Origin of the sequence: Pseudomonas sp. ADAK13 (genome assembly GCF_012935715.1) — a bacterium.
Taxonomy (GTDB): Bacteria; Pseudomonadota; Gammaproteobacteria; order Pseudomonadales; family Pseudomonadaceae; genus Aquipseudomonas.
On the sequence record NZ_CP052860.1, the window covers coordinates 2616025 to 2633777 of the forward strand.

18 protein-coding genes are annotated in these 17753 nt (G+C 61.2%); 10 read left to right on the plus strand and 8 right to left on the minus strand.

Annotated features, from left to right (window positions below):
• Positions 1-121: 121 nt before the first annotated feature.
• Complete coding sequence (locus HKK54_RS12135) at positions 122-2476, minus strand: penicillin acylase family protein (RefSeq protein ID WP_169386890.1); 2355 nt, start codon at positions 2474-2476, stop codon at positions 122-124.
• 226 nt (positions 2477-2702) lie between these two features.
• On the opposite strand from HKK54_RS12135, the gene HKK54_RS12140 reads away from it, so the two are divergent.
• Entirely contained in the window at positions 2703-3788 is a 1086-nt protein-coding gene (locus HKK54_RS12140; RefSeq protein ID WP_050543200.1) for a GNAT family N-acetyltransferase, read from the plus strand.
• Positions 3785-4666 carry a hypothetical protein gene (locus tag HKK54_RS12145; protein ID WP_010167825.1) on the plus strand — a complete coding sequence of 294 codons (882 nt, stop codon included), beginning with the start codon at positions 3785-3787 and terminating at the stop codon, positions 4664-4666. The genes HKK54_RS12140 and HKK54_RS12145 overlap by 4 nt, the downstream gene beginning before the upstream one ends.
• Here HKK54_RS12145 and HKK54_RS12150 read toward each other — a convergent pair.
• The 4 genes from HKK54_RS12150 to HKK54_RS12165 form a co-directional block, all read right to left on the minus strand.
• Positions 4656-5882, minus strand: coding sequence for a DegT/DnrJ/EryC1/StrS family aminotransferase (locus tag HKK54_RS12150; RefSeq protein ID WP_010167822.1), 1227 nt, complete (start codon positions 5880-5882; stop codon positions 4656-4658). The two genes, HKK54_RS12145 and HKK54_RS12150, sit on opposite strands and share 11 nt — an antisense overlap.
• The gene (locus HKK54_RS12155; protein WP_008438917.1) at positions 5879-6292 is read right to left on the minus strand and encodes a DMT family transporter; all 414 of its coding nucleotides are present in this window, start codon (positions 6290-6292) and stop codon (positions 5879-5881) included. The genes HKK54_RS12150 and HKK54_RS12155 overlap by 4 nt, the downstream gene beginning before the upstream one ends.
• Positions 6292-6648, minus strand: coding sequence for an EamA family transporter (locus HKK54_RS12160; protein ID WP_010167818.1), 357 nt, complete (start codon positions 6646-6648; stop codon positions 6292-6294). The genes HKK54_RS12155 and HKK54_RS12160 overlap by 1 nt, the downstream gene beginning before the upstream one ends.
• A gap of 109 nt (positions 6649-6757) precedes the next feature.
• Positions 6758-7342, minus strand: a complete 585-nt coding sequence (locus tag HKK54_RS12165) for a DUF6436 domain-containing protein (RefSeq protein ID WP_010167817.1) — start codon at positions 7340-7342, stop codon at positions 6758-6760.
• 111 nt (positions 7343-7453) lie between these two features.
• Here HKK54_RS12165 and HKK54_RS12170 point away from each other — a divergent pair, with 111 nt between their 5' ends.
• Positions 7454-8395 carry an alpha/beta hydrolase gene (locus tag HKK54_RS12170; protein ID WP_010167816.1) on the plus strand — a complete coding sequence of 314 codons (942 nt, stop codon included), beginning with the start codon at positions 7454-7456 and terminating at the stop codon, positions 8393-8395.
• A gap of 103 nt (positions 8396-8498) precedes the next feature.
• Here the strand turns inward: HKK54_RS12170 and HKK54_RS12175 are convergent, their stop codons facing one another.
• Entirely contained in the window at positions 8499-9251 is a 753-nt protein-coding gene (locus HKK54_RS12175) for a DUF2059 domain-containing protein (RefSeq protein ID WP_010167815.1), read from the minus strand.
• Positions 9252-9382: 131 nt separating this feature from the next.
• Here HKK54_RS12175 and HKK54_RS12180 point away from each other — a divergent pair, with 131 nt between their 5' ends.
• Positions 9383-10015, plus strand: a complete 633-nt coding sequence (locus HKK54_RS12180) for a 2OG-Fe(II) oxygenase (RefSeq protein WP_010167814.1) — start codon at positions 9383-9385, stop codon at positions 10013-10015.
• A 2-nt stretch (positions 10016-10017) separates the two neighbouring features.
• The gene (locus tag HKK54_RS12185) at positions 10018-10512 is read left to right on the plus strand and encodes a DUF523 domain-containing protein (RefSeq protein WP_010167813.1); all 495 of its coding nucleotides are present in this window, start codon (positions 10018-10020) and stop codon (positions 10510-10512) included.
• 109 nt (positions 10513-10621) lie between these two features.
• Here the strand turns inward: HKK54_RS12185 and HKK54_RS12190 are convergent, their stop codons facing one another.
• Positions 10622-11401 (minus strand): transporter substrate-binding domain-containing protein, encoded by a 780-nt coding sequence (locus HKK54_RS12190; RefSeq protein WP_010167812.1) that lies wholly within the window; start codon positions 11399-11401, stop codon positions 10622-10624.
• Between the two features lie 134 nt (positions 11402-11535).
• Between HKK54_RS12190 and HKK54_RS12195 the strand changes: the two genes are divergently transcribed.
• The gene (locus HKK54_RS12195; RefSeq protein WP_017139512.1) at positions 11536-11976 is read left to right on the plus strand and encodes a DUF4399 domain-containing protein; all 441 of its coding nucleotides are present in this window, start codon (positions 11536-11538) and stop codon (positions 11974-11976) included.
• Between the two features lie 61 nt (positions 11977-12037).
• Here HKK54_RS12195 and serA read toward each other — a convergent pair whose 3' ends face one another.
• The gene (gene serA / locus HKK54_RS12200) at positions 12038-13267 is read right to left on the minus strand and encodes a phosphoglycerate dehydrogenase (RefSeq protein WP_010167810.1); all 1230 of its coding nucleotides are present in this window, start codon (positions 13265-13267) and stop codon (positions 12038-12040) included.
• A 204-nt stretch (positions 13268-13471) separates the two neighbouring features.
• On the opposite strand from serA, the gene HKK54_RS12205 reads away from it, so the two are divergent.
• The 4 genes from HKK54_RS12205 to HKK54_RS12220 all read left to right on the plus strand — a co-directional run bounded on the left by HKK54_RS12205 (position 13472) and on the right by HKK54_RS12220 (position 17718).
• On the plus strand, positions 13472-14866 hold the full coding sequence (locus HKK54_RS12205) for an FAD-binding oxidoreductase (protein WP_010167808.1): 1395 nt from the start codon (positions 13472-13474) through the stop codon (positions 14864-14866).
• Positions 14867-14888: 22 nt separating this feature from the next.
• Positions 14889-15554, plus strand: coding sequence for a fumarylacetoacetate hydrolase family protein (locus tag HKK54_RS12210; protein ID WP_010167806.1), 666 nt, complete (start codon positions 14889-14891; stop codon positions 15552-15554).
• 210 nt (positions 15555-15764) lie between these two features.
• Positions 15765-16694, plus strand: coding sequence for an SdiA-regulated domain-containing protein (locus tag HKK54_RS12215; RefSeq protein WP_169386891.1), 930 nt, complete (start codon positions 15765-15767; stop codon positions 16692-16694).
• A gap of 118 nt (positions 16695-16812) precedes the next feature.
• Complete coding sequence (locus tag HKK54_RS12220) at positions 16813-17718, plus strand: SdiA-regulated domain-containing protein (protein WP_010167803.1); 906 nt, start codon at positions 16813-16815, stop codon at positions 17716-17718.
• Positions 17719-17753 lie beyond the last annotated feature (35 nt).

Consider the following 17753-nt stretch of genomic DNA (forward strand, 5'->3'; position numbering starts at 1 on the left):
AACACAGGTCGAAATGTGGGAGCCGGGCTTGCCCGCGATGGCATCACCTCGGTTTAACTGAGACACCGAGGCGTCTGTATCGCAGGCAAGCCAGCTCCCACACAGTCCGTATTTCAACCACCTACCTGGCCGGCAACAGCTTCAACGTACTGCGAGTATTCGCCGTCACTTCCTCATCATTGAAATGCGCCTGCTCATACCCGCCTTCGATGTACGTTTCCGCCTGGTCGGCGTAGTGCTTGTCGAACGGCACGCCACTCTGCCCGACCGGGTTGATGGTCAGCGCATGCGCAGCATCGGCGAAGTCGATCAGGCGCCGGGTCGATGGGCCGTAGGTCACTGGCCATGGCGCCGGGCCGATCTGGGCGGATTGGTTGTTGGGCACTTCATGGGTGCCGGGGGCGGCAAACGGGCCGACGTTGACGATCTTGTCCAACGGCTTCTGCGAGCCCAGCGGATGGCCGTGGGTCAGGGTGTGGGCCTTGCCCCATTGCCATTGCGCCGGGTCATCGCCGAAGGTCGCCTTGAGGTGTTGCAGGCTGTTGTCCCAGGCGAGCTTGACGGTGTCGGCGCGGTGGCCGTCCCACCATGGCGAGTCCGGCGACGCGGCCAGGCGCGGCAAGGCGGCGTCCACGACGCGGGTGGTGAGCAATGTCTTGAACATCGCGTCGCCCAGTTTCGGGCGGAACGCCGCATCGGTAAGGTTGAACAGGAACTGGTTGAACAGCGTGGCACTGGTGGAGTCCAGCGGGTAATCGCCTTTCCAGGTTGCCAATTGCTCCACCAGTTTCAACTGCGCCGGGTCCTTGACCACTTCACGCAGCACCGGCAGCAGCGGCGCCAGCAGCCGTGGGCCGTAGGCGGTGGTGGTGCCGAGCTGCAAGGCCTGGCTGTTGTTCACGTCCCATTTCACGCTGTTGTCGCTCAGTTGGGCGTTCAACTGCTGGCCACGGTCGGCGAGGTTGTAATACCCGGGGATGGGCATGCCGGTAGGCGACGCCGGCTGGGCGTTGGCGGACACCACATAACCCCGAGTCGGGTTTTCTTCCTGGGGGTTGGCGCTGAACGGGTAGAACCCGAGCTTGTCCGCCTGGGCGGTGCTGCCGTCGAGGATAAAGCCCGGGTTGACCCCGGCCGGGCGGATCGGCAATTGCGCCGCCGCCCACCAGCCGATATCCCCCTTGGCATTGGCCCACACGATGTTCAAGCCGGGGGCCTGGACCTTGGCGGCTGCGGCCCGGGCCTTGGCCAGCGTGTCGGCACGGTTGAGCTGGTAGAAGCCTTCGAGGATCGGGTTCTCGGTATCCAGGAACGCCCACCACATGGCGATCGGCGTCTTGCCGGCATTCTCGCCGAGTACGTCATTGATGATCGGGCCGTGGGGCGAGCTGCGCAGGGTCAAGGTCACCGGGTCCTGGCCCTTGACCGCGATCTGCTGCTCGCTGCTGGTCATGTCCACCCATTTATCGTGGTACCAGACCTGGTTGGGATTGTCCGGGTTGACCTTCTCGGCGATCAGGTCGAGGTCATCGTTCTGGAACATGGTCAGGCTCCAGCCGAAATCCTTGTTGTGGCCCAGGAACGCCACCGGCACCAGCGCGTTGTGATACCCGTAAAGCTCGAAGCCAGGTGCCGACAGCTGCGCCTCGTACCACACCGACGGCACCGAGAAGCGGATGTGCGGGTCGCCCGCCAGCAATGGCTTGCCACTCTTGGTGCGGCTGCCGCTGATGGCCCAGGCGTTACTGCCTTCGAACTGCGGCAGGCCGTTGTCGGCTAGGGCCTGCTCGCTCAATTGGGCGATGGCGCCGAGGTCTTTCCAGTCACCGGCGGCCAGGTTCAGCGCGCCCTTGGGCTGCCAGTCGAGGTCGAAGACCTTCAGGTAATCGTTGCCCAGTTGATCGCGTACGTACGTCAGCAAGGGTTCGGTGCGAAAGGCGGCGGCAAAGCTGTAGGCCAGGTAGCCGGCGACGCTGATGGTGTCTTCGGCGGTAAACGGGCGCTTGGGGATGCCCAGTACGTCGAACTCCATCGGCCTGGCGTAGCTGTCCTGATACTGGTTGACGCCGTCCAGGTAGGCTTGCAGAGCCTTCCAGGAGGCCGACTCATGGTCCATGTGCTCCACGTAGCTCAGGGCGCGTTCGCGAATGCGCAGGCTGCGGAACAGTTTGTCGGTCTCCAGCAGCTTGGGGCCCAGCACTTCGGCCAGTTCGCCACGGGACAGGCGCCGCATGATCTCCATCTGGAACAGCCGGTCCTGGGCGTGCACATAGCCGAGGGCGCGGTACAGGTCGGTCTCGTTCTCGGCGCGGATATGCGGCACGCCACGGTCGTCGTAACGCACGGTGACCGAGCCTTGCAGGTGGGCCAGCTCCACCGTGCCCTGGCGGGTCGGCTGCTTGCTGTACACGTACCAGCCGGCACCCACCATAAGGGCGACGAGCAGGATGGCCAGCGCGGTCAGGATGCGTTTCATGGGGTGTCCCTTATGAGTGATCCGGGCAGTTTAGTGGGTTTGGCGAGCGGTGAGGAAGAAGCTGTTGGCTTCGTGTTCCCTGAACCTCACCTGCATGAAGTGGGGGTTCTGAAGTTCGACGCGGATGGGCGGGTTATTATGTTTACTCTGTTACATGAAACCAGCGGCGCCGTGATCAACCAGGCCATCCGGGCGCGCCTTTGCTATCACTTTCGGAATGCAATTTATGACAGATCCCAGCCGTGCACAGGTGCCTTATGCCTGCTGCATGGAAACGCCATCGCTGATCAGCAGCTTTTTGCGATACCCGCCGGTTGGCTTCAACGCCCAGCTGTCAGCACAGGGACTGCCGTACTTTTTCACCCGGTTTGACCTGCAAACCACCGCCGACGACGAGTTGCGTGCCCGCCTGCGCGGTTGGCCGGGGTACCGTTTGTGGCAGTCTTGGCTGCAGGTCGACAGCTGCTTTGTCGGCACCACGGTCAGCGAATATTCGCCGTTCCCGCAGGACGTGCCGCCCCAGGACATGGCGCAATGGCTGCAACAGGCGTTGGCGCCACAACGCGCACTCACCATCGTCAAAGATGTGCCGCTGGATTCTCCGCTGCTCAGCGTCGAGGACAATCGCTACGCACAGGCGCTGATCGAGGCCTGCACCCAGCGCGGGTTCATCAGTGTCGAGGGCCAGGCGCTGGCCTATGTGCCCATCGACTTCACCTCGGTTGACGAGTATCTGTCGCGGTTGTCCCACAGCCGCCGGCGCAATATCCGCCGCAAGTTGCGCAGCCGCGAGGCGTTGCGCATCGAGATCCTGGGCACTGGCGACGCGCGGTTCAGCGATGAGCAATGGCAGCAGGAACTGTATCGGCTCTACAAGGCAGTGTACGAACAGAGCGAAATCCATTTCGATTTGCTCACGCCTGAATTCTTCATCCAGTTGCTGACCGATGCCGACAGCGGTGGGCATGTGTTCTGCTATTGGGATGGGGATGAGCTGGTGGGCTATAACCTGTGCTACCAGCAAGACGGCAAGTTGCTCGACAAGTACATCGGCCTGAATTACCCGCTGGCGCTGGAGCACAACCTGTACTTCGTCAGCTGGTTTGTGAACCTGGAGTACGCGCTGGAAAAGGGCCTGGAGTTTTATGTGGCGGGCTGGACCGACCCACAGGTCAAGTCCAGCCTCGGCGCCAGGTTCACCTTCACCCGCCATTTGGTCTGGGTGCGCAACCCGCTGTTGCGCAAGGTGTTGAACCGTTTCCGACACCATTTTGAAAGCGACATGCAGTGGCAGCAGGAGCAAACCGCATGAGTCAGGCCCGCCCCGCATTGATCCTCGATTTTGATGGCGCCGTGAATAACATTCCCGGCGCCCTTACCCTGCCGCTGCAAGCCTGGCAGGAGAAGATCCGTTTCGGCTGCCGCTGGGCGCAGTTCAAGGAGCTGGAGCGCGCCCTGCACGCGCAGATGCCCAGCGACTACGGCTGTGTGTTTACCGGCAGCGGTGACTATCACCACCTCAGCCAGTTGCTGTTGAACCGCCTGCCCACCCAGCAAAAAATCCAGCTGATCATTTGCGACAACCACCCGGACAACATGCGCTATCCGTTTGGTATCCATTGTGGGTCCTGGGTTTACTGGGCCAGCCGCCTGCCGCAGGTCGAGCATGTTCACGTGCTGGGCATTGGCTCGCCGGACATTTCCCTCAAGCACGCCTGGGAGAATCACTGGTCACCGCTGGTGAAACGCAAGCTGACCTACTGGAACACCAACGTCGATACCCGCTGGTTGAACTGGATCGGCGCAGGCCGCAGCAATCGGGCCTTCAGCAATGCCGACGAGTTGATGAGCGCGTTCCTGGCGCAGCTCGACCGTTCGCTGCCGGTGTATCTCTCCATCGATAAAGACGTGCTGAGCCCGGAGGTGGTGAATACCAACTGGGACCAGGGCGAGTTTCTGGAGAAGCATTTGAATGCGCTGATCGATGCATGCCATGGCAGCATTATTGGCGCCGACATTACCGGCGACGTGTCGGCCTACCACTACCAGAGCAAGTTCAAGCGTTGGCTGAGTGCGTCGGATGGCCAGGAAGAGTTGCCGGAGAACCAGGTGGTCATCTGGCAACAGCAGCAGAATGAGTTGAATGCGCGCTTGTTGACCCGTATCGATCAGAGCTGGGTCAGCGCTTAAGAATCCGCCGTAGATGGTCCAGCACCTGCTCAAACAGCTCATCGGTCAGCCAGTGGCTGTTGCTGATCGAGAGCGTCTGGGCGGCGAAGCTTTGCGCGCAGGGGATAGCGGCGCCTGGCTGTAGCAGTGAAGTGAGTGCCGGGTAGCCCGGCAATACGTGGATAAACAGGCGGGTGACGCCCAGGCCTGCCGTCCACAGCTGCGCCATGGCGGTATCGCGGGTTTGTGCGCTGGGCATCACCACCATCAGGAACGGCCAGGTGCCTTGCTGGCTTGGGCCGTCGGTCAACACCGACACGCCGGGCAAGCAGTTGAGCTGCGCCACGCGGCGCAAGGCGCGCAGGCGGCCTTGCTGCAAATGCTCGGGCAAACGTGCCAGCGCGGCGGCGCCGACCTTCTGGCGATAGCCGCCCAGCCGGTGCAACGGAATATCGTTGACGGAAAAATCGTCGCCCACCGCCGCCACTTCATCGCCCCGCGCCAACGCCGCCCGCAGTGGCTTGCCATACACGTACTTCAGGCCGCGCGGCTGATACGCCACGGCATAGCCCCACAGTTCGGCGCTGCGTTGCAGCTCCCAGCGCAGGCTGAAGGGCAAGTCCTGGCGGCATTGCCGGTGCAACGCCTGGTGTAATTCCGGATTGCGGCTGAACAGTACACCGCCTTCCGCCGTGGTCAGGCCTTTGCCCAGTGCCATGCTGAAAAAGCCGATGTCACCTTTTAGCCCGACGCTTTTACCGTCATCCAGCGCACCCATGGCTTGGGCCGCGTCTTCGATCACCGCCACGCCGAACGGCGCGGCAATGCGATTGGCGGCATCCACATCCGCCACGCGCCCGGCCAGGTGAGTGACGACGATCGCCAGGGTGTTTTCGTTGCACAACTGCGCCAACTGTTGTTCGTCGAGGTCGATGCTACCCGGCTTTAAATCGCACGGCACCACGCGCAAAGGCGGGCAGTGATGGGCCGCCAGGGCCACCAGCGGGCAGGTATAGGCCGGCACGATCAGTTCGGTGCGCCCGGGCATGCGCTGCTGCAGCACGCGCAGCGCCATGATCAGGGCGGCGGTGCCGGAGCAGGGCAGGGCCGGCGGCGGAATATCGAGTTGGTGGGCCAGGTCGCGGGCCAGGTCACCTGAAGTGCTGAATAGATCCTGCCAGCGCAGGGGAAGCCCCGCCGTCGGCGGGATCTCCCGTTGGCCGGCCACGCGGGTCATGACGCCAGCGTCTGCGAGGGTTCGGCCTCGACGGTCTTGCTCTCTTTGTCTTCACTGCGCGCCAGGCACAGGATGCCCGCAATGATCAGCGCGCCACCGACGATTTTCGGCAGGGTCAACGTGTCGTTGAACAGCCAGACAGAGATCAGCGTCACGCTGATCAGCTCAAGGTGTGAGGCCGCAAACGCCGGGCCGACTGGCGCGTATTTCAATAACGTCATCCAGGTGAAAAATGCGCCGATGTAGCCCACAAATGCGCCGTAGATCCATGGCGCACCGAACACGCGGATCAACCAGGCGGCGTCCATCGTCAGTGGCTCGGCATGAATCGAGGCGAATTTGAAACTGACCTGCGCCAACGTATCGAAAATGATCAGCGACAGAAAACCCAGGATATAAAACCGTTTCATTACTCAAACCCCACGACGGTCACGCCACAGGCGATCAGCAGGATGCCGATCAACCGCCACTTGCTCAGGCTTTCCTTGAACAGGAAACGGCCCGCAATCATGATCACCACAATATTGATGGAGCCCAGCATCACGCCCACCGACAGCGGTACCAGCGTCAGGAAGGCCAGCCACAGCACGAATTCGAATACATAGCAGATGATGCCAAGCCAGATCCACGGGCGCTTGAGCATATGGCGCCAGTGGGCCATGCCGTCATGCTCGGCGCTGGCGGAGGCTGCGGCTTTGAACGCCAACTGGCCGGACGTATCAACGATAACGTTGAGGATCCAGAGGATGATGGTTAATTGGCTCATGTGTTCCCGTGTCGTCTGCTGGTACGGCTAGTCGCTTACGATACAGGAGCATGCCGATACAGTTGCTCGAGTTTGCCGAACGAACAGCGTCTGTTCAGCTTGCGCCCGGTCAGGGTGGAGAGGTTTCCCCGTTCCACTCGCAATAGCAGCCTACCGCCAGGGTGTGGGTCGCATTGACCTCGCGCCCGCCTTCGAGGGCTTGCAGGATGGGTTCGATAAAGCTGTTGCTCGAATTACACGTCAGCCCTTCGCTGTACGGCCCGAAATACGCGAGCTTGCCGCTGCGGTCCCAGATGCCCACGGCGGGGCTGGCAGGCAGGTGTTGGGCGCCGGGCACGGCCTTGAGGGGCTTCATCGCGCCGAGGGTGGCGGGCAGTTGGCCGTGGCTGCCGGCTTTTTGCAGGGAGTAGAACTCCACGCCCTGGGGCGCGTACTGCTCGATCAGCTCGCCGAGGTGCTGCTGGTTGCCGACGTTGCACGGGCAGGCCGGGTCCCAGAAGTGCACCAGGCGGATGGGGCCGGGGCCGGCAAGCTCGGCGGGCAGGCTCAGGCTGTCACCGGAAAACACCGCCGTATGCTCACTGAACGCCCGCAGGTAGCGCCCCTGGAACCAGTCATACGCCGCCCATAACACGCCGGCGCAAATAATCACGATCAGGCTGGCGAAGAGGGTGGTGCGGTAGGGCTGTCGCATCTGGATCAATCCTCGGAGGACGCGTAGCTTGCCATGCTTGCCCTGACAGATGAATATCGCGGCTCGATATTCATCTGTTCAACGCGTTGAAGCCACAGTCTGGAAGTTCTTATGCCCGTTACGTTTGACCCTGATCATCTACGCGAAAGCTTGCAGCCCCTGGTGGACGCGCAGCCGCTTTCTGCCGAGGCCCGGGTCTACCAGCGCTTCTACGGCCTCGACCTGGCGGCCCGCAAGGTGCCGGCAACAAGCCGCCTGGGGCGCTTTGCGGTGGACGGGTTCGAGGTGGTCTGCCAGGTCTGGTGGCCGCCCGTTCCGGTGGCGACGATGTTCCTGTTCCATGGCTTCTACGACCATATGGGCCTGTACCGCAACGCCGTGGATTGGGCGCTGGACCAGGGCTTTGTGGTGATCGCCTGCGACTTGCCGGGCCATGGCCTGTCCAGCGGCGAGCGGGCCAGCATCGATGACTTTGCGGTGTACCAGGACGTGGTGCAGGCGCTGTTTGAACAGGCCAGGGCCCTGCAATTGCCGCAGCCGTGGCATTTGTTCGGGCAAAGCACCGGCGGCGCTATCGTGGTGGATCACCTGCTGAATCACGGCGCCGACAGCCCGGCCCAGGGCAACACCTTCCTGCTGTCACCCTTGGTGCGGCCTCGCGCCTGGGGTTGGTCGCAGCTCAGTTATTACCTGCTCCGGCCGTTCGTCAAAGGTATCGCCCGGCGCTTCAGCGATAACACCAACGACCCGCAGTTCAAGCCGTTCCTGGAGGCCGACCCGCTGCAGCCCCGGCAACTGCCGACCGCCTGGGTGGGCGCCCTGGCGCGTTGGATCAAGCGCATCGAAGCGGCGCCACGCAGTACGCGACGGCCGTTGATCGTGCAGGGCGAGGAAGACATGACGGTGGACTGGCAGCACAACCTGAAGGTGTTGCGCAGCAAATTCGACCAGCCGGAAGTATTGATGCTGCCGCGCGGCAGGCATCATTTGGCGAATGAGATTCCAGAGATTCGGCAGCAATACTTCAGGTTTCTCACCGACCACCTGAAATAACGCTGTTCGCTGTGGGAGCTGGCTTGCCTGCGATAGCGGTGTATCAGGCCACACTTTCATTACTGACCCACCGCTATCGCAGGCAAGCCAGCTCCCACATCGTTTACGGTGCCAGGCTTGAGGTGCTTTGGCCGACGGCCAGCCCGGCCCGAATCGCCGCCAGAGCCGCCTTGTAGTAAGCCTTGCCATCCGGCGACTCCGCGAACGTCGCGAACTCTTCCAGCTCCGGGTCGGACAAATCCCGGTAGACGTACAGCAGCGTGTTGTTCAGGTCATTGCCAATCTGCTGCATCAGCCGCTCGCGCTGACCGTTCAACATGCCTTGGGCCTGACCGCCGCCCAACAGGCCGGGAATCATCTGGCTCAAACTGTCGGCGGCCACACCGGCGATCGCCAGGCTGACCTCAGCCCCGGCTTCCCGCGCGGGCAGGGCCTGGGCCAGGTGGCCGATGATCAGGCTGCGGGTGGCGTCGGCTTCCATATGCGGCAAGCCCTGGGCATTCTTCGCCAGTTGATCGCGACGGGTCGCCAGCAGCTCGGCGGCGACAATCTTGCGGCCAAGGGGCGACTGGAAAAAGGCCAGGGCCGGCTTTGGGTCTGCCAGGTTCTTGCGCAGTTGTGCCTCGGCCCGCTGGTCTACCGACTGGGGCGCAAAGCGTTTATTGCTGTTATCCACCAGCGCCTGATACACGGCGGGCGGCAAGCTGTTGCGGTAGCGTTGCTGGGCGGCACTGAGGGCGTCATTAAAATGCGCGCGCTGGTCTGCCCAGCCGGCGACCTTGTACAACTGGTCATGGCCGTCTGCCCAAGCGGGCAAAACGCAGAACATCAGCAGGGAAAAAAACAAACGACGCATAGGGACTCCTGTCAGTCGGCCACTATTGTCCGTGTCGGGCGTAGGATTTGTCGAGAAATCCTATCGGTCATCTGACTAAAGTGTATTCAGACGCTCGGCGGCTCTGTCGGATTCACAGGCGTATGGATACTATGCGCGCCATGCCCATACCCTCCGATCACCCGCTGCTGTTACGCATTGTCGATGACCTGGCCGCACAAGGCTGGTCGCAGCAGAATATCTTCCTGCCCGAGGCTCTGACCCTCGAACTCGCGGCTGAGTGCCATAAACGCGCCGCTGAAGGTGAATTGGCACCGGCAGCCGTCGGACGCGGGCCGTCCCAGGAGATTCGCGAGGGCATTCGGGGTGACCATATCCAGTGGCTGGAGCCGGGCGAAGTGGTGGCCTGCGACAACTACCTGGAGTTGATGGACAGCCTGCGGGTGGCGATGAACCGGGGTCTGTTCCTGGGCCTGGAAGACTTCGAAAGCCACTTCGCGATGTACCCGCCGGGGGCGTTTTACCTCAGGCATGTGGACCGCTTTCGCGACGACGACCGGCGCATGGTGTCGGCGGTGATCTACTTGAACAACGCCTGGCTACCGGAGCACGGTGGCCAGTTGCGCATGTACCTCAAGGGCGACGTCGAATACGATGTGGTGCCCACCGGCGGTTGCCTGGTGGTGTTCCTGTCGGGGGAAATCCCCCATGAAGTCCTGCCCGCCACCCGCGAACGCCTGTCCCTCACCGGCTGGTTTCGCCGGCGGGGTAACGAGCCGTTCTGATGATGCAAAAGATTCTGGTCAGCCGCTGCCTGCTGGGGCACCGGGTACGCTACGACGGAGGGGCCAGCGGGCCTTTCGACCAATTGGCCGCGTGGCAGGCCGAAGGGCGAGTGGTTGCCGTGTGCCCGGAAGTGGCGGGTGGCTTGCCGACGCCGCGCCCGTCTGCCGAGATTCCGGGCGGGCAGGGGGTTGATGTCTGGGAGGGTCGCGCCCAGGTGCTGACGGCCCTGGGCGAAGACTTCAGCGAAGCCTTTCTCGAGGGTGCCCGCCAGGCGCTGGCGTTGGTGCAACGCCACGACATCCGTATCGCCGTGCTCAAGGCCAACAGCCCGTCCTGCGGCAACCTGCTGACCTATGACGGCACGTTTACCGGCGTGAAGGTGACCGGCGAAGGCGTGACGGCGGCGCTGCTCAAGCGCCATGGGGTGCTGGTGTTCAGTGAGCTGGAGTTGCCTGAAGCGGCGGCGGCCCTGGCAAAACTCTCAAGCCCGACATAGATCAAAATGTGGGAGCTGGCTTGCCTGCGATAGCAGTGTATCAGCCTACATTTTTGGTGCTGACCCACCGCTATCACAGGCAAGCCAGCTCCTACACTGACCGAGTCGTTTATTCGGCCTTGGCCACTGGCTTGCTCGCATCCATCCCGAACCATTTCTCCGACAGCGCCGTCAGCCGGCCATCGGCCTTCACCCGTTGCAGGGCCTTGTCCAGGCTGGCCTTGAACGCCGGGTTACCTTTCTGGAACGGAATCGCCAGGCTCAACGTCGGGCCCACATCTGCGCCTCCCTTCACCGGTAACTCGCTGTCGCGAATCGCGTAGGGAATCAGCAACCGGTCACTGATGGCCGCGTCGATCTGTTGGTCGGCGACGTCCTTGATCGGCTGTTTGGCATCGGCATAACTGCGCAAATCAACGCCTTCGGCAGTGCGCGCCTGCTCGACAAACTGACTGCCCTGGGCCACGCCCAATGCCTTGCCCTTGAGCGCTGCAAAGCTGCCCAGCGGGCGTTGTTCCTGCTTGCGCACGATCAGCTGTGCGCTGGAGTAGCTGTAGGGCTCGCTGAAGTCGAAACGATCCGCCAGTTCAGGAGTCATAGCGATATGGTTGATTGCCACGTCGTACTTGGCGCTTTCCACGCCGGGCAGCAAGTCGGCGGCATCGACGGTGATAAAGGAGGGGCGTACGTCCATTTCCTTGGCCAGTAATTCACCCAGCTCCACTTCAAAGCCGGTGAGTTTGTCGCCTTCCTTGAAGTTGAATGGCGGGGTATTGGCTTCCAGGGCGATGCGCAGTTCCCCACGGTCAAACACATCGTCGATCAGTTCGGCATGGGCCAAGGGGCTCATAAGGGGCAGTAAAAGTAACAGGCCAGGCAGGAAACGCATGGTCTCTCCTAAAGAATTCGAATGAGCGAGGCGTTGTTCAAGCTCGCTTTGCTATGGTGTTGAGTGCCTTGGACAGCAATTTGTCGCGAAGTTGTCATAACCCTACAGATTTCCCGGAAAAACTGGAGAAGTGAATGAAAGCTCTTTTGTCTCGTGCAACCCTGGCCAGCCTGCTATTGGGCGCTTCGATGCTGGCAACCGCCGCCGATGGCATCCCGCGTAGCGCGCCGCCTGAAGGTGCCAAGGTGTTTATCGTGTCGCCGAAAGATGGCGCCACCGTCGATAAGACCTTCACCGTGAAATTCGGCATGGAAGGCCTGAAACTGGCACCGGCCACCAGCCAGGACCCGGGCACCGGCCACCACCACCTGCTGATCGACCAGAAAGAATTGCCTGACGCCAGCGTGCCGATCCCGGCCACCGACACCGTGATCCACTACGGCAAGGCCCAGACCGAAACCGAGCTGACCCTCACCCCGGGCAAACACACCCTGCAACTGGTCGCCGGCGACAAACTGCACATGCAGTTCAACCCGACTGTAGCCTCGAAAGTCATCACGGTTAACGTCAAGTAAGATTTGTTCAGACAAAAAAAGGGAGACCCGAGGGTCTCCCTTTTTTGTGCGCGTTTAACGATTAGAACAACACGCGGCTACGGATAGTGCCGTTGATGTGTTGCAGCTTCTCTTGCGCCAGGTCCGAGTACTCGGCGTCTACGTCGATTACTACGTAGCCGACTTTCTCGTTGGTCTGCAGGAACTGACCGGAAATGTTGATGCCGTTTTCCGCGAAGACCTTGTTGATCTCCATCATCACGCCAGGGATGTTCTGGTGGATGTGCAGCAGACGGTGCTTGCCAGGGTGAGCCGGCAGCGCTACTTCCGGGAAGTTGACCGAGGACACCGACGTACCGTTGTCGCTGTACTTGACCAGTTTCTCCGACACTTCCAGGCCGATGTTGGCTTGGGCTTCAGCGGTGGAACCGCCGATGTGTGGGGTCAGGATCACGTTGTCCAGGCCACGCAGCGGGCTTTCGAAGATGTCGTCGTTAGAGCGCGGCTCTACCGGGAACACGTCGATGGCGGCGCCGATCAGGTGCTTGTCCTTGATCGCGTCGGCCAGGGCGTCCAGCTCGACCACGGTGCCGCGTGCGGCGTTGATCAGGATCCCGCCCTTCTTGATGGCGCGGATTTCCTTCTCGCCGATCATCCACTGGGTCTCAGCGGTTTCCGGTACGTGCAGGGTCACGATGTCGGACATACCCAGCAGCTCGGTCAGGCTCGACACCTGAGTGGCGTTGCCCAGCGGCAGCTTGGTCAGGGTGTCGTAGAAGAACACCTGCATGCCCAGGCCTTCGGCCAATACCGACAGTTGAGTGCCGATCGAGCCGTAACCGACGATACCCAGCTTCTTGCCGCGGATTTCGAAGGAGTTGGCTGCGCTCTTGATCCAGCCGCCACGGTGGCAGGAAGCGTTCTTCTCGGGAATGCCGCGCAACAGCAGGATCGCCTCGGCCAATACCAGTTCGGCTACGGAACGGGTGTTGGAGTACGGTGCGTTGAACACCGCGATGCCGCGCTCGCGCGCTGCGTTGAGGTCGACCTGGTTGGTGCCGATGCAGAAACAGCCGACAGCCACCAACTTCTTGGCGTGATCGAAGATCTCTTCGGTCAGCTGAGTACGGGAGCGAATGCCGATAAAGTGCGCGTCGGCGATCTTTTCCTTTAACTGGGCTTCCGGCAGAGAACTGGTGATGTACTCAATGCTGGAGTACCCAGCGGCTTTCAGAACGTCGACAGCCGATGGGTGGACGCCTTCCAGAAGAAGGAACTTGATCTTGCTCTTATCGAGAGAAGTCTTGCTCATCTGCGTAAACCTGTATCCCGGAGAAAAATGGCAGGGAATCGAGCAGCGCGAGCTGACCCGGACGGCAGGAAAGCCGTCACCGCAGAACGCCCTTGGGCACTATCCTGCGGGGGCGGTATGCTAGCATACGTGCCCCGCTAAACACCCATTCCTGCGACGTGAAGCGTTCTCAGGATGACCATGAATTGTTCGAGAGTTCTGTCGATGACCCATCCTGCCCTGATTGATGAGCTGAAGACCCTGGTTGAGCCTGGCAAGGTCCTGACCGATGCTGACTCCCTTGAGGCTTACGGCAAGGACTGGACCAAGCATTTCGCGCCGGCCCCGGTCGCCATCGTCTTCCCGAAGACCACCGAACAGGTGCAGGCCATCGTCCGTTGGGCCAATGAACACAAGGTGGCGCTGGTGCCGTCCGGTGGCCGCACCGGCCTGTCGGCCGCTGCCGTTGCAGCGAATGGCGAAGTGGTTGTGTCCTTCGACTATATGAACCAGATCCTCGACGTGAACCTCACCGACCGCACCGCCGTGTGCCAGCCGGGCGTGGTCACCAAGCAATTGCAGAACGTCGCCGAAGAAAAAGGCCTGTACTACCCGGTGGACTTCGCCTCGTCCGGTTCCAGCCAGATTGGCGGCAATATCGGCACCAATGCCGGCGGGATCAAGGTTATTCGCTACGGCATGACCCGTAACTGGGTAGCCGGCATGAAGGTCGTCACCGGCAAGGGCGACCTGCTGGAGCTGAACAAAGACCTGATCAAGAACGCCACCGGCTACGATATGCGCCAGCTGTTCATTGGCGCTGAAGGCACCCTGGGCTTTGTGGTCGAAGCGACCATGCGCCTGGACCGTGCGCCGAAAAACCTCACTGCCATGGTGCTGGGCACCACCGATTTCGACTCGATCATGCCGGTGCTGCACGCCTTCCAGAGCAAGCTGGACCTGACGGCCTTCGAGTTCTTCTCCGACAAGGCCCTGGCCAAAGTCCTCGGCCGTGGCGATGTGCCGGCGCCGTTCGAGTCCGACTGCCCGTTCTACGCGCTGCTGGAATTTGAAGCGACCACGGAAGAGGTGGCCAATCAGGCCTTGGAAACCTTCGAGCACTGCGTCGAGCAGGGCTGGGTGCTGGACGGCGTGATGAGCCAGAGCGAAACCCAACTGCACAACCTGTGGAAGCTGCGCGAGTACATCTCCGAGACCATTTCCCACTGGACCCCGTACAAGAACGACATTTCGGTAACTGTGTCGAAAGTGCCGGCATTCCTGAAGGAAATCGACGCGATCGTCGGCGAACACTACCCGGACTTCGAAATTGTCTGGTTCGGCCACATCGGTGACGGCAACCTGCACTTGAACATCCTCAAGCCGGAAAACCTGAGCAAGGACGAATTCTTCGCCAAGTGCGCCACCGTCAACAAGTGGGTGTTCGAGACGGTGCAGAAGTACAACGGCTCGATCTCCGCCGAACACGGCGTGGGCATGACCAAGCGCGATTACCTGACCTACAGCCGTTCGCCGGTTGAAATTGAATACATGAAGGCAGTGAAAGCGGTGTTCGACCCTAACGGGATCATGAACCCGGGCAAGATTTTCGCTGTTTAACAGTCCCTGAAGGAGTCGGTCCATGAGCTACCAGCACAAGTATGTCGACGGCACCAATATTCACTTTCCCCTGGGGAAAGTGGTGTGCATCGGGCGTAACTACGCCGAACACGCCAAGGAACTGGATAACCCGGTACCGACCGAGCCGCTGCTGTTTATCAAGCCAGGCAGCTGCGTGGTGGCGCTGGAAGGCGGTTTCGCCATCCCTACCGAGCGCGGTTCGGTGCACTACGAAGCGGAAATCGCGGTGTTGATCGGCAAGCCGTTGTCGACCAAGCCCAGCCGTGAGGAAGTGCTGGACGCCATCTCCGGTTTTGCCCCGGCCCTGGACCTGACCCTGCGGGACAAACAGGCCGAGCTGAAAGCCAAGGGCCTGCCGTGGGAAATCGCCAAGTCGTTTGATGGCGCGGCGGTGATTGCCCCGTTCGTCGTCGGCAGCACCTTCCCGGACGTGACCGACATCGGCATTCGCCTGACCATCAATGGCGAAGTGCGCCAGGACGGCAACAGCGCGATCATGCTCAACCCGATCATCCCGATGATCCAGTACATGGCCGGCTGCTTCTCGCTGCAGGCCGGGGATGTGATCCTCACCGGTACACCGGCAGGCGTGGGCCCGCTGAATGTGGGGGATGAGCTGGTGCTGGAATTGCCGGGTGTGAGCCGCTTCGAAAGCAGCGTGCGCTAAACATGCCTTTGTAGGAGCCGGCTTGCCGGCGATGGCATCGACTCGGTGTACCTGTTGCACTGCAGTGATCCTATCGCCGGCAAGCCGGCTCCTACGGGTGTTATCTGTTTTTGCATTTTTTTCACACCCCATCCGGATAATCCTCAGCCTCCTGCGCGCGGACTCTCTGATCCTGTGCTATCCCCTAAAGCTGACTTTCTGGAAAGCGTAATGGCCGTGCCTCTCCCATCCGTAAAACCTACGCTGCGTTCCCGCCTCGCCATGCGCTGGTATTCCTGGTTGTTCCTGGCGGGCGCGATCATCTATGGCGTGGCCTGGGCGATGCACTGGGACGATCGCGGCTTGTTGTGGGTGGCGGAGCGCTTCGAGACCCCGACCGAGCGCCTGGAAAGCGTCTGGCTCCCGGACTATCACGCGGTGATCGACGCCAAGCTGTTACCCGGCATGGAGAAAGACGAAGCCTCGGACCTGACCTATAACCCGCAGACCAAAACCCTGTTTTCGGTGATGGGCAAGAACCCGTTCCTGGTTGAATTGACCCTGCAAGGCGACGTGCTGCGCAAGATGCCGCTCAACGGCTGGAACAACCCGGAAGGCGTGACCATGATGGAAAACGGCCTGATGGCCGTGGTCGATGAGCGCCAGCACAGCCTGACCATTATCAAGGTCGACCCCCAGACTCAGCAGTTGAACAAAGCCGACTTCCCGTCCTATGACCTCGGCCCGTCGAAAGACCAGAACAAAGCCTTCGAGGCGATCACCTGGGACAAGCGCAACCAACAGCTGATTCTCGGCGAAGAGCGGCCACCGGCGCTGTTCACCTGGAAAAGCGACGGCAGCCAGACGCTCACCGGCGACAAGCAAAAGCTCGCCAACAGTGAGTTGGACATGCGCAACCTCTCGGCGCTGACGGTCGACCCGCGTACCGGCCATCTGCTGGCGCTGTCGGCCGATTCCCACCTGCTGCTGGAGTTGGACGAGAAGGGCGAGCAAGTCAGCTTCATGACCTTGCTCGGCGGCTTCAATGGCTTGAAGAACACCATTCCGCGTGCCGAAGGCGTGACGATGGACGAGAACGGCACGCTGTACATCGTCAGCGAGCCGAATCTGTTCTATCGCTTCGAGAAGCAGGCACAGTAGTTCGATTACGTCAGATTTTTCTCTATCTGCGGCATTCGCCAGACACCCGGGGCGTTTAAGTTTAAATTCAGGCGACCGTGATATTCATTCGCCAGTTTTCACTTTGAGCCCCGCCCTGATGCGTCGACTTGCCCGTCCCAAACCTGCTTTTTTCATTCTGATCCTGATCGCCCTGGTGGCTGTCGGCGTGGTCGCTCAGCAACTGCGCCTGTTCGAGCGTGCCTGGTTTAACTGGCAGTCGTGGCGGCATCCCGCCGGTGAGCACTCCATTGGCCTGGGGGATTATCAGGTGAGCCTGGAAGCACAGGTGATCGACGGCCTCAACGATGATGTCTCGGCCCTAACTTTTGATCCGGTGCGCAACAGCCTGTTTACCGTCACCAACAAAAACGCCGAGCTGGTCGAGCTGTCCCTGGACGGCAAAATCCTGCGGCGTATTGCGCTGGTAGGCTTTGGCGATGCCGAGGCCGTGGAGTACATCAGCGACAACACCTACGTCATCAGCGACGAGCGCCAACAGCGGCTGATCAAGGTCCACGTGGATGACGACACCCGGTTCCTCGACGCCGCCGACGCCGAGCAGATGACCCTCGGCGTGCACCTGGGCGGCAACAAGGGTTTCGAAGGCCTGGCCTATGACTCGGTGGGCAAGCGCCTGTTTGTGGCTAAGGAACGCGACCCGATGCTGATCTACGAGGTCCACGGCTTTCCCCATTTCAAACCGGAAAAAACCTACTCGGTGCACGTGATCAACAACCCCAAGCGTGATGCCGGGTTGTTTGTGCGCGACCTGTCGAGCCTGCAATACGATGAGCGCAGCGGCCATCTGCTGGCGCTGTCGGATGAGTCATTCCTGGTGCTGGAACTGGATATCGACGGTCGTCCCCTGAGCAGTCTGTCGCTGCTCAAGGGGCGCCATGGCCTGAAGCAGCGCGTGCCTCAGGCCGAAGGGATTGCCATGGACAACGACGGCACGTTGTACATGGTCAGTGAGCCCAACTTGTTCTATGTGTTCAAGAAATGAACCCGATCCCAGCCATGGCGAGGATCGAATGTGGG

Bases quoted from the DNA above. Each gene is read 5' to 3' on its own strand.
- HKK54_RS12150 (WP_010167822.1), bottom strand. From the start codon at position 5,882: ATGACCCGCGTGGCCGGCCAACGGGAGATCCCGCCGACGGCGGGGCTT.
- HKK54_RS12190 (WP_010167812.1), bottom strand. From the start codon at position 11,401: ATGCGTTTCCTGCCTGGCCTGTTACTTTTACTGCCCCTTATGAGCCCC.
- HKK54_RS12180 (WP_010167814.1), top strand. From the start codon at position 9,383: ATGCGCGCCATGCCCATACCCTCCGATCACCCGCTGCTGTTACGCATT.
- HKK54_RS12205 (WP_010167808.1), top strand. From the start codon at position 13,472: ATGACCCATCCTGCCCTGATTGATGAGCTGAAGACCCTGGTTGAGCCT.
- HKK54_RS12185 (WP_010167813.1), top strand. From the start codon at position 10,018: ATGCAAAAGATTCTGGTCAGCCGCTGCCTGCTGGGGCACCGGGTACGC.
- HKK54_RS12160 (WP_010167818.1), bottom strand. From the start codon at position 6,648: ATGAGCCAATTAACCATCATCCTCTGGATCCTCAACGTTATCGTTGAT.
- HKK54_RS12165 (WP_010167817.1), bottom strand. From the start codon at position 7,342: ATGCGACAGCCCTACCGCACCACCCTCTTCGCCAGCCTGATCGTGATT.
- HKK54_RS12140 (WP_050543200.1), top strand. From the start codon at position 2,703: ATGACAGATCCCAGCCGTGCACAGGTGCCTTATGCCTGCTGCATGGAA.
- HKK54_RS12195 (WP_017139512.1), top strand. From the start codon at position 11,536: ATGAAAGCTCTTTTGTCTCGTGCAACCCTGGCCAGCCTGCTATTGGGC.
- HKK54_RS12215 (WP_169386891.1), top strand. From the start codon at position 15,765: ATGGCCGTGCCTCTCCCATCCGTAAAACCTACGCTGCGTTCCCGCCTC.
- serA (WP_010167810.1), bottom strand. From the start codon at position 13,267: ATGAGCAAGACTTCTCTCGATAAGAGCAAGATCAAGTTCCTTCTTCTG.
- HKK54_RS12155 (WP_008438917.1), bottom strand. From the start codon at position 6,292: ATGAAACGGTTTTATATCCTGGGTTTTCTGTCGCTGATCATTTTCGAT.
- HKK54_RS12170 (WP_010167816.1), top strand. From the start codon at position 7,454: ATGCCCGTTACGTTTGACCCTGATCATCTACGCGAAAGCTTGCAGCCC.
- HKK54_RS12175 (WP_010167815.1), bottom strand. From the start codon at position 9,251: ATGCGTCGTTTGTTTTTTTCCCTGCTGATGTTCTGCGTTTTGCCCGCT.
- HKK54_RS12210 (WP_010167806.1), top strand. From the start codon at position 14,889: ATGAGCTACCAGCACAAGTATGTCGACGGCACCAATATTCACTTTCCC.
- HKK54_RS12135 (WP_169386890.1), bottom strand. From the start codon at position 2,476: ATGAAACGCATCCTGACCGCGCTGGCCATCCTGCTCGTCGCCCTTATG.
- HKK54_RS12220 (WP_010167803.1), top strand. From the start codon at position 16,813: ATGCGTCGACTTGCCCGTCCCAAACCTGCTTTTTTCATTCTGATCCTG.
- HKK54_RS12145 (WP_010167825.1), top strand. From the start codon at position 3,785: ATGAGTCAGGCCCGCCCCGCATTGATCCTCGATTTTGATGGCGCCGTG.